This is a genomic window from Bacillus sp. EKM206B (assembly GCF_011066015.1).
GTDB lineage: Bacteria > Bacillota > Bacilli > Bacillales > Bacillaceae > Bacillus > Bacillus velezensis.
The window spans coordinates 1-9,257 of sequence record NZ_JAAMNL010000023.1 but is presented as its reverse complement, the minus strand read 5'-3'; the positions used below and the strand labels follow the sequence as shown (position 1 = coordinate 9,257).

Annotated in this window: 2 protein-coding genes; both read right to left on the bottom strand. The window is 51.5% G+C overall.

From position 1 onward, the window contains the following. Positions 1–7,814, bottom strand: a 7,814-nt coding sequence (gene srfAB / locus G9F50_RS20900) for a surfactin non-ribosomal peptide synthetase SrfAB (RefSeq protein WP_165406615.1), incomplete at its 3' end; no start/stop codon positions are given. A 21-nt stretch (positions 7,815–7,835) separates the two neighbouring features. Continuing rightward, a partial coding sequence (locus tag G9F50_RS20050) for a condensation domain-containing protein (protein ID WP_260399196.1) occupies positions 7,836–9,257 on the bottom strand: 1,422 nt, incomplete at its 5' end.

Sequence of the window (9,257 nt, the reverse complement as noted above, 5' to 3'; positions counted from 1 at the left end):
ATTTCCAAGGACGGTTTCGTCAAAATGCCGACACGTTCGTCAGCCGTGACGCCGCAGTCCATGAGAATGCGCGCGATGCGATTCGCCCTTGCGTTCAGCTCGCCGTACGTCCATTTCGCGCCGTTGTATGCCGCGGCCGGCCGGTTCGCGTAGCGGGCGGCCGTTTCTTCAAAGAGACGGTGAACCGTTTTGTCCCGCGGCACAGAAATTGTTTTTCCTTTCCATGCGTTGAGGAGGGCTTGTTTTTCAGCATCGCTGATCAGTGAAATCTCAGGCAGCTTTCTGTCCGGACTTTCTGCCGCTTGCTTCAGAATCCGCAGGAACCCGGCGCTCCACTTTTCAATTGTTTCTTTTTTAAACAGATCAGTCGCATATTCAAACTGAAGGCCGAGACCTTCTTGATCCGTAAAGCCGCCGAGTGTCAGATCGAATTTCGCCGTGCCTTGGTTTGACTCATACGGAGTGATGCGCAGGTTCTCCAGTTCCAGTGTTTCTTTATCCGGATCTTCTGTCGTCACCATCACCTGGAACAATGGGTTACGGCTCATATCTCTCGGCAGGTCAAGCTTTCCGATCAGATCTTCAAACGGATAATCCTGATGCGCCAGCGCGTCGAGATTGGTTTGTTTCACCCGTTCGAGCAACCCGGCAAAGGTCTGCTCTTTTCGCGTTTCATTGCGAAGCGCAAGCGTATTGACAAACATCCCCGGCATTTCCTGAACTTCAGCGCTCGTTCTTCCGGCGGTCACCGAGCCGATAATGATATCGCGCTGCCCCGTGATTTTGCTCAAAAAGACATGGAACGCGGCGTGAAGCACCATATGAAGAGTCGCTCCCGATGATTCCATTAATTCACGCACCGCTTTTTCCGTTTCACGCCCCGCTCTGAAACGGACGGATTGTCCTTTAAAACTTTGAACCGGCGGACGGGGGAAATCGGTCGGCAGATTCAATTCAGGAAGCTCGCCGGAAAATGCGGAGAGCCAATAACGCTCATGGTCTTTCATCCGTTCGGCCTGCTCGGGTTCATTCTGCCAGACGGCGAAGTCTTTATAGTGCAGGGTCGGCGACGGCAGGCTTCCGCCTTTGTAAAGATGAGCGAGCTCTTTGACCAGCATGCTTCTGGACACGCCGTCGGCAATAATATGATGCATATCCAGCAGCAGCAGGTGTTTCTTTTCATTCAGTCTGACAAGAGCGGCCCGAATGAGCGGAGCCGCACTCAGATCGAACGGCTTAATGAATGCCTGAATGATAAGATCCGCTTTCTCCTCGTCTGCTGCTTCAAAGATGTGCAGGTCGATGTCAGCCTGTTCTGCGATCTGCTGCATCGGGCGGCCGTTTTGATCGATAAAGGACGTCCGCAAAGATTCGTGGCGATCGATCATCTGATTGAGCGCTTCCTGAAGCCTTGAAATATTGACTTCTCCTTCCATCAGAAGAACGGACGGCATATTATAGCTGATTGTCTCCCGGTCAAGCTGGTTCAGGACGTACATCCGTTTTTGGGCGGATGATAACGGGTACGCGTCTGCACTGTCTGCCGGTGAGATCATCCGATATCCCTCAGATACCGCTGATTTTTCGATATATGCGGCAAGCAGGCGGACAGTCGGCTGTTCGAACAGCGCTTTTAACGGAACCGTTTTGTCCAGTTCAGCCTGAATATTGGCGAGGAGCATCATGCCTTTTAAAGAGTGCCCGCCATAATCGAAGAAATTATCGTCAATGCCGAGCGTATCCGTACCGAGTGTCTGTTTCCAAATGCGGCACAGCTTTTCCTCCAATTCCGTTTCCGGCAAGGCTGAAGCTGTTTGCGCCGTTTGGCTGACGCCCGGTTTCGGAAGGGCGTTTTTATCGGTTTTTCCGTTGGCTGTGAGCGGAATGCGGTCTACTTGCATGAAATAAGCCGGAAGCATATGAGACGGCAGTGTTTCGGAAAGCCGTTTGCGAAGCTCAGAGCCTTTCAGCTCGCTGTCGGCTTTATAATACGCGCACAGTTCCGGCAGCCCGCCTTCGCTGACTGCGAGAACGACCGCCTCCTGAATGCCGTTTACGCTTAACAGCACAGTTTCAACCTCTTTTAATTCAATGCGGTAGCCCCGGATTTTCACCTGATCATCCGCACGGCCGATAAATTCAATCGTCCCGTCAGGAAGCCTGCGGACGACATCTCCCGTTTTGTACATGAGGCTGTCCGGTGAAAAAGGATTTGGGAGAAATTTCTCCGCCGTCAGCTGCGGACGGTGAAGATATCCTCTGGCAAGCCCCTTCCCGGTAATATAAAGCTCGCCGCTTGCGCCCGGAGGAACGAGCTGCATTGCTCCGTCCAATACAAGCGCGCCGGTATTCGCGATCGGGCGGCCGATGACGGGACGCTGTTCATATTGATCAAGGCGCTCCATATTGATCCGTCCGGCAATGGCGCCGATCGTCGTTTCCGTCGGCCCGTAGTGATTGATGAAGTCGGTATGGGCGTATACGTCATGAAACTTGCGGACATCGGACGTGATGATCTTTTCTCCGCCGAGCACCACTAAACGAAGCGGGCTGAAACGGCGTTCTGATGTAAAACGGGCTGTATTGACGATCATATGGAACAATGACGGCGTCAGTTTCATATACGTAATGCCGTTTTTCTGTATATACTCACCAAGCTGATCAGGCGCGGTGTACGTCTCTTTCGGCACAATGTGCAGCTCTCCGCCCGCCTGAAGAATCGGGAATATAGCCGTATAGCCGAGATCAAATGCGTAAGAAGACAGCAGCACGGATTTGTCAGCTTCGGTCAAACCGGCTTCACGGCTGAACCATGTGACATAATTGATTAGATTGCGGTGCTCCAGCTGGACGCCTTTCGGTTTGCCCGTTGTTCCCGAGGTATAAATGATATATGCAAGCTGGTCGGCGCCGGGCTCCGTTTCAAGCCGGTCGGCGCTTTCGTTCTGCCATTCTCCGTCTTCCATTACGACCGTTTTTCCTTTATAAACGGCGGCCGCTGTCATGTTTCTCTCATTGACGACCAGAAGCTTCGTTCCGCTGTCTTCGAGAGAGTAGCGGATTCTCTCTTCAGGAGTCTCCGGATCAATCGGGAGAAATGCCGCTCCGGCTTTCATGACGCCGAGAATCGCGGTAATCAAGTCGGCCGAACGATCCATCATAATGGCTACGATGTCCTCACTGCCCGTTCCACAAGCCTGAAGGTGGCGGGCAAACCGGTTCGAGCGTTCATCAAGCTCACGATATGTCAGACTTATTCCGCCCGCAACCGCTGTGAGATCAGGCGTTTTTTGCGCTTGCCGTTCAAACAGCGAAACAAAAGTGCCCTCAGGCAGATCCGCTTCCGTACGTTTTTCATCAGAAAGGAGCGCTTCCCGTTCAGGAGCGGACAGCAGGCTTGCGTCGGCCAGCTGAATATCCGGATTTTCAGCGCAGGCTTTAATCAGATTGACAAAATGAGCGCTCCAGCGGCGGATGGTTTCGTCCGCAAATAAGGCTTTCGCGTAATCAAAGCTCAATCCGACCTCTTCTCCGCGCTCAGCCGCTTCTAAGGAAAGATCAAATTTAGCGACATGATGATGCATGGAGTATGAAGAAATTTCCAAATCTCCGAGCCGCAGGGCCGGGATCTCCATGTTCTGCATATTAAATAACACGCTGAACAGCGGACTCCGGCTTGTGTCCCTCGTTAACGGCAGTTTTTCAATTAATTCTTCAAGCGGATAGCTTTGATGCTCAAAAGCTTGAAGGCTCGCTGTTTTCACCTCATCCAGAAATTGTTTGAACGTTTTTTTGCCGGCAGGATGCGACCGAAGCGCAACTGTGTTGACAAACATGCCTGGCACGTCTTGGAGATCAGGATGCTGTCTTCCGGCGGCCGGAGACCCGACTATGATGTCTTCCTGCCCCGAATATTTGGACAGCAGCACTTGAAAAGCGGCTAACAAGAACATGTACATCGTCGTATCCGTATCAGCCAGCAGCTTCTTAATCTGCGCCGTCACCTGTTTATCAAGCCCGAAGATGACGCGTTCCCCTTCAAAACTGCGCTCGGCAGGACGCGGGAAATCAAGCGGCAGATCCAACACCGGCAGATCGCCTTTGAACGTATCAAGCCAGTAGGCTTCGTGCTGATCGAGATTTGCTTTTTCACGCTGCCAGACTGAAAAATCCTTATAATGAATCTTCGGCAGCGCAAGCTCCGTGCCTTGATAAAGCTTCGCAAGATCACCGATGAAAATGCCCATTGAGCTTCCGTCCGTAATAATGTGGTGCATGTCAATCAGCAGAAGATGCCGGTCTTCTTCAAGCCGGATCAGCTTCGAACGGACAAGCGGCGCGCGGTTGAGCGCAAACGGCCTGATAAAGGCTTTTGTCAGCTCTTCTGCATCTTCTTCCCGGCCCTCGGCGGTTTCAAGCTCAAACGACACATTTTTGTGAATGGTCTGCACGACTTCTCCCTCTGCCATGTCAAACGACGTACGCAGTGTCTCATGACGGTTGATTAACGCCTGCATGGCCTCCTCAAGACGCTTTTTGTCTACTGACCCTTCCAGCAAAAGTACAGCAGGGACGTTGTAGCTCGTGCTTGCCTGTCCGAGCTGATTAAGGATATACATCCTGCGCTGTGCTGAGGAAACAGGATAATGCTTCTGATAAGGCGCTTGTCGGATCGGTTCAAACTGCTGCTCCTCCTCGCTCTCATGCTGCAAATAATGTGCAAGCTCCTGAATGGTCGGCTTTTCAAATAACACTTTAATCGGCACTTCTTTTTGAAAATGCTCCTGGATTTTAGCGGTCATCATCATGGCTTTTAAAGAATGTCCGCCAATCGTGAAGAAATTGTCAGTCACACCCGCTTTTACACCGAGAATGCCTTCCCAAATGTCAGCGAGTTTCTGCTCCGCTTCCGTTTTCGGCGCTACGTATTCTTTTTGAACGGCTTCAGCCTGAGGCTCAGGCAGCGCTTTTTTATCAATCTTTCCGTTCGCCGTCAGCGGAAACTGATTCATCTGGATGAAGTGCGCGGGAATCATATATTCCGGAAGTGATTCCGAAAGTGTTTTGCGCAGGTCTTCCGGCGAAAGGGCTTGGTCTGCCGTAAAGTAAGCGCAGATTTCATTTTCATCCGCTTTATTTTTCCGGATCACAGCCGCAGATTCCGTCACATTCTCCGCCTGGCTGATTTTCGCCTCGATTTCGCCGAGCTCGATTCTGAAACCGCGGACCTTTACTTGGTTGTCAATTCTGCCGAGAAACTCGATCGTGCCGTCCGGAAGCCACTTCGCCAAGTCCCCCGTCCGGTATATCATTTCATCCGGTCTGAACGGATCGCGGACAAACTGTTTCTCCGTTAATTCAGGCAGGTTCACATAGCCTCTTGCCACTCCGCTTCCGCCGACGCACAGCTCACCGGGCGCGCCGATCGGCTGGAGATTGCGGTTTTCATCCATAATGTACGCAGTGGAATTTCCGATCGGCTTCCCGATCGGGACCGAACCGTCATAATCCTGATCAATGAGAAAACTCGTCGAAAACGTCGTATTCTCCGTCGGCCCGTATCCGTTCCAAAGCGACAGCTCCGGTGATGCCTTCCTCACTTTGCTGACGATATGCGGCACAAGTGCATCACCGCCGATGATGAGGTGCCGGAGCGTGTTAAACATGCCGGCATCCTTTTGGGCAAGCTGATTAAACAGCGGAGACGTCAGCCACATGGTCGTGATCCGCTGCTCTTTCAGAAATTGGGCGAATTGTCCGGCGTCAAGCAGCGTCTCTTTTTTCACCGGGTGCAATGACGCTCCGTTCAGCAATGCGCCGAAGACTTCGAAGGTTCCGGCATCAAAGCTGACGGCTCCCGTTTGCGCCATCCGGTCTTCTTCATGAACCGGCACGTAATTCGAATGTTTGACGAGCCTGATGATATTTCTGTGTTCAATCATGACGCCTTTCGGTTTGCCGGTCGATCCGGATGTATACATGATATACGCCAAGTCGTTGCCGCCGGCCGGAAGATTCAAGTCTGTTCCGCTTACCGTTTCATCCGCGCTTTCATCCAGCATGACGACCGGGACTTGCAATGCGCCCGCTTGTTCTTGATAGTCCTGAACTGTCAGCACGAGCCGAATCGAGCTGTCTTCCGCCATAAAGCGGAGACGGTCCTCCGGAAAAGCCGGATCAATCGGCACATATGCGCCGCCTGCTTTTAGAACGGCAAGCATTCCGATAACGGTTTCCGCAGACCGGTCGTTCATAATAGCGGCGGTCCGGCCTTTTTCCAGCCCGCTCTTCACAAGGTGTCTCGCCAGACGGTTGGCCGCTTCGTTCACTTCACGGTAGGTCCATTCGCGTCCCGCTTCTTTTATCGCGATGCTTGCAGGTGTCCGGTTTGCCTGTGCTTCAAACAAACGGTGAACGGCCTCCTCTTCCGGAAGCGCCGTGTTCGTATCATTGAATATCTCAACAATCTGCCGCTCTTCTTCGCCTGAAACAAGGCCGAGTTCCTGCACGGGCGCGTCAGGCGTTCCGACCGCGGCTTTCATCATGCGGGTCAGATGGTGCGCCGTTCGTTCGATGGCATCATGAGCGAAAGCCGCTCCATTGTATTTGATTTTGACAGTCCACGTTTTTCCCGGATACACGATGAGATTGAAATCAAAGCTCGTCTGCTCAAAAGCATGTTCAACTTTAATGGAAAAGCCGAGTCTTTCCTCCATGCCCCCGTTTTCCAGCTCTTTGTCCAGCGGATAGTTTTCAAACGCGACCAAATGATTTAAGAGGCTGCCGTCCAGGGCGGAGCGCTTTTGAATGTCATAGAGCGGCACATAATCATAGCGCTCGGCTTCCACGGCATTTTTCTGAACTGCCGCCATCACGTCCGAAAAGGCTGCATCTTTGTCAATCTTGATTCTGACGGGAATTGTATTGATGAACAGCCCCGCCATCGTTTCTATGCCGTTGATTTCTGAAGGACGGCCTGATACGACGGTGCCGAACACCACATCGTCTGTATAGTTGTATTTGCTGAGCACCGCACCCCAAACGGCCTGAAACAGGTTAGGCCCTGTGACTTGATGCCGGTTGGCGGTCTGCTGAATCTGCGCGACCAGCTCTTCATCCCAGACAAAAGAATATTCTTCATTTTGGTAGTCTTTCTTTTCTGATGCCAGACGGCCCGGGAGCAGGCTCGGCTGTTCGAAATCCGCCAGTCGGCTGCTCCAATATTGTTCCGCCTCCTCATAATCCCGGCCTCCGAGCCATTTGATATAGTCAGAGTAAGGTTTGCCTTGGCTTCCCCCGGCAGGCCGGCCGGCACGAAGCGCTTCATAGTTTTGGAACAGGCTTTTCATCAAAACGCCCATACTCCAGCCGTCCATGACGATATGATGATTGCTCCAGACGAGATACAGCTCCTTCTCACTGAGTCTGAACACCGCCGCTTTAAAGAGAATATCCTTCGCCAGATGAAAGCCCTGCTGCTGCACGCCGCGTTTATAGCGTTCAATATATTCGGTTTGGCGCGATTCATCTAATTGACTGATATCTTCATAGTGCACCTTCGTCTTCCGCTCGGCTAATACGACTTGGCGCGGTTTTTGAAGCTGCTGGTGCACGAATACCGTACGCAGGATGTCATATGTCCGGATCAGCTCATTGACGCTTTTTTCAAAAAGCTCCAGCTGAAAGCTTCCGTGAATCCTAAGCTCTAATTGTGTGAAGTAGGAGGAAGAATGCGGATCAAGCAGCGCATGATACAGCATTCCCTCCTGCATCGGTGTGAGTGCATACACCTTTTGAATCGATTTTTTGCTCATATGTCACCTCTGTCTTTTCTGTTAGAGAATTTCCATTAATTTATCAAGTTCATCAAGCGTCAGATCATCATCGCCAAGATCGCTAGGCGTAAGCTCAGGTCCGTCTTGGGCCAGGCAGTGATCTATGATTTTCAAGAGGTGCCCTTTAAAACTGTCACTGAACGATTGAATGGTTTTTTCATGAAATTCGAGAGAATGATAGGCAAACGTCATCGTCATCTGCCCATTTTCTATAAATCCGACAATATCAAGCGCATTCGGCTTCTCTGTGTCAGGGCTCAGCGATTGTCCTGACGGCATCCCGGATCTTGTAAATAAGCCGGAATCCGACATCTCATTAAACTGGCCTAAGTAGTTAAAGCTGATATCCGGATCAATCTCAAATGAAAGATTCTCTTTATGCTCAGGCGCCGTTACATAACGCAGAATGCCGTAGCCGACTCCTTTGTTCGGGATGTGTCTGATGTCTTCTTTCATTTGTTTCAGCTGATATGAAAGATCGTCGGCGTGCTTCATCTCAAGGATCATCGGATACATGCTCGTAAACCATCCGACCGTCCGGGTGATATTCAGGCCGTCAAGAATGTCTTCGCGCCCGTGGCCTTCCAAATGAACGCCGATCGTGTCTTCACCCGTCCACTCTTTCAGCGCCAGTCCGAGCGCCGTGAGCAGGATGTCGTTCATTTCGGTGTGATAGGCTTCATGTACGTTTGTCGTCAGCTGTTCAGTTTGTTCAGGCGTCAGAGAGAAGCTGACCGTTCTCGTATGTCTCATGCGCTGATCACCAGACTGCCTGTCTTTCGGAAGCTGAGTGCATACCTCTTTTTCCTCAAGCTCTCTCCAGTAATCCGCTTCTTTCAGAAACGCCTTCGTATTTGCGTATTCTTTGATTCTCTCGGCAAATTCGGCGAATGAATGTGTTTTCGGCGGCAGCGCCGGTTCATTGCCTTGCTTCAGCTGCGTATACACGGACGTAAAGTCCTCCAGTAAAATCCGCCAAGATACACCATCCACGACTAAGTGATGGATTGCGAGAAGAAGGTGGTCTCCATCTTCAGCCCGGAAGAGCCCGGCTTTCAAGAGATGTCCTGTTTCCAGTGAAATACTGCTTTGAAGACGGTCTGCTTCCCTTTCGATACGGTCCTCATGGTCTTCAGCAGGTCCGTTCAGCTCAAAGACGTTCAGTTCAACAGACTCATCCTCAAGCCCTCTGTAATACGGTTTTTGTTCACGATAAATCATCCGGAGCGCATCATGGTGCACCGTCAGGACATGTAATGTTTTTTCTGTTACCTCCGGATCAAAGCCGTCTTTCGCGTGAAGCATGACGGATTGGTTCCAGTGGTGTTTGTCCGTGAAGTTTTTCTCAAAGAACCAGCGCTGGATCGGCGTTAAGGCCGCTTCGCCTTCGACAGGTCCCTGGTCGGCCTGCTTGCCTTCCGT